The sequence below is a fragment of the Maritalea mobilis genome (assembly GCF_019800885.1).
In the GTDB taxonomy this organism is placed as follows: Bacteria; Pseudomonadota; Alphaproteobacteria; order Rhodobacterales; family Rhodobacteraceae; genus Roseibacterium; species Roseibacterium beibuensis.
On sequence record NZ_JAHVKE010000011.1, the window covers coordinates 1 to 2500 of the forward strand.

1 tRNA gene and 2 rRNA genes (1 of these 3 cut by a window edge) are annotated in these 2500 nt (G+C 54.7%); all 3 read right to left on the reverse strand.

The annotated features are described in order from the left end of the window. Positions 1-77: transfer RNA gene (locus tag KUV65_RS17960), tRNA-Met, on the reverse strand. An 87-nt stretch (positions 78-164) separates the two neighbouring features. Next, positions 165-279: ribosomal RNA gene (gene rrf / locus KUV65_RS17965) — 5S ribosomal RNA — on the reverse strand. A 141-nt stretch (positions 280-420) separates the two neighbouring features. Then, a 23S ribosomal RNA gene (locus KUV65_RS17970) occupies positions 421-2500 on the reverse strand; it runs 747 nt beyond the window's last position.

The following is a 2500-nucleotide window of genomic DNA, read 5'->3' on the forward strand; positions in this document are numbered from 1 at the left end:
TGGTTGCGGGGGTAGGATTTGAACCTACGACCTTCAGGTTATGAGCCTGACGAGCTACCGGGCTGCTCCACCCCGCGCCAAGTCCTCGGAGGGACCTATTTTTGGTGATCCGAGGTATGTTTTCATCGTTTGAGAGATGCGTTTTTGTGTGTGTTTCTTTCTAGGTTTGGCGGTGACCTACTCTCCCACGTCTTAAGACGCAGTACCATCGGCGCTGTAGCACTTAACGGCCGGGTTCGGAATGGAGCCGGGTGTTTTGCTTACGCTATGACCACCAAACCGAGGAAGAAACACGTGTTTTGTGTGCTACCGCGCATTCGCGCTACTTGAGCACGAAGGCGTGAGAGGCACACAAACATCCAAGTCATGTACACTGTTGGTGATGCTTAAGGATCGTTCGAAGCCTGGCTTCTACTGGATCAAATCAAGCCTATTGGACAATTAGTACCGGTCAACTGAACGCATTACTGCGCTTACATCTCCGGCCTATCGACGAGGTGGTCTACCTCGGTCCTCAGGGATACCTTGTTTTGAGGGGGGCTTCCCGCTTAGATGCCTTCAGCGGTTATCCTTTCCGATCATAGCTACCCAGCACTGCCATTGGCATGACAACTGGTCCACCAGTGGATCGTTCACCCCGGTCCTCTCGTACTAGGGGCAACTCCTCTCAAGTATCCTACACCCACGGCAGATAGGGACCGAACTGTCTCACGACGTTCTAAACCCAGCTCACGTACCTCTTTAAACGGCGAACAGCCGTACCCTTGGGACCTGCTCCAGCCCCAGGATGAGATGAGCCGACATCGAGGTGCCAAACGGTGCCGTCGATATGGACTCTTGGGCACCATCAGCCTGTTATCCCCGGCGTACCTTTTATCCGTTGAGCGATGGCCCTTCCACTCGGGACCACCGGATCACTATGGCCGTCTTTCGACTCTGCTCGACTTGTCAGTCTCGCAGTCAGGCTGGCTTCTGCCATTGCACTCAACGAGCGATTTCCGACCGCTCTGAGCCAACCTTCGCGCGCCTCCGTTACGCTTTAGGAGGCGACCGCCCCAGTCAAACTACCCGCCACACAGGGTCCCGGATCCGGATGACGGACCGCGGTTAGACATCAAGCAGAACAAGGGTGGTATCTCAAGGGAGGCTCCACAGAGACTGGCGTCCCTGCTTCGAAGCCTACCACCTATCCTGCACATGTTGTGCCTGATGCCAGTGTGAAGCTGTAGTAAAGGTGCACGGGGTCTTTCCGTCTAACCGCGGGAAGCCTGCATCTTGACAGGCAATTCAATTTCGCTGAGTCGATGTTGGAGACAGCGGGGAAGTCGTTACGCCATTCGTGCAGGTCGGAACTTACCCGACAAGGAATTTCGCTACCTTAGGACCGTTATAGTTACGGCCGCCGTTTACCGGGGCTTCAATTCGGAGCTTGCACTCCTCCTTTTAACCTTCCGGCACCGGGCAGGCGTCAGACCCTATACGTCGTCTTGCGACTTCGCAGAGCCCTGTGTTTTTAGTAAACAGTCGCCACCCCCTGGTTTGTGCCCCCAGTCAATACTTGCGTAGAAACTGGGCCTCCTTCTCGCGAACTTACGGAGGTATTTTGCCGAGTTCCTTCAACATCGTTCTCTCAAGCGCCTTGGTATTCTCTACCAGTCCACCTGTGTCGGTTTAGGGTACGATCTTATAGTGGGGCTATTTCCAGGAACCGCTCAGCTGCCCGACCAATCCGATAAGGTCGAACAACACCTGCGATCCGTCACCACCACATGGCCCAGGAATATTAACCTGGTTCCCATCGACTACGCCTTTCGGCCTCGCCTTAGGGGTCGGCTTACCCTGCTCAGATTAGCTTTAAGCAGGAACCCTTGGACTTTCGGCGACAGGGTCTCTCACCCTGTTTGTCGCTACTCATGTCATCATTCTCGCTAGTGATCACTCCACCGGATGGCTCACGCCCCGGCTTCACAGTAAAACCCGCGTCTCCAATCCCGGCGAACCGGGTAAGGAGACATGGGTTTATTCACACTACGCTCCGCTACCACTGCATACGCAGTCCTCAGCTTCGGCTCATGGCTTGAGCCCCGTTACATCTTCGCCGCAGGACAACTTGTTTAGACCAGTGAGCTGTTACGCTATCTTTAAAGGATGGCTGCTTCTAAGCCAACCTCCTGGTTGTTTTGGTCGTCCCACCTGCTTTCCCACTTAGCCATGAATTAGGGGCCTTAGCTGGAGGTCAGGGTTGTTTCCCTCTCCACTACGGGCGTTAGCACCCGCAGTGTGTCTGCCATCTAGTACTCCCGGGTATTCGGAGTTTGGTTAGGATCAGTAAGCCTGTGGGGCCCCATTACCCATCCAGTGCTCTACCCCCCGGGGTATTCGGATGACGCTCTACCTAAATAGATTTCGCGGAGAACCAGCTATCTCCGAGTTTGATTGGCCTTTCACCCCTAGGCACAATTCATCCCGACCTTTTTCAACAGGTGTGGGTTCGGACCTC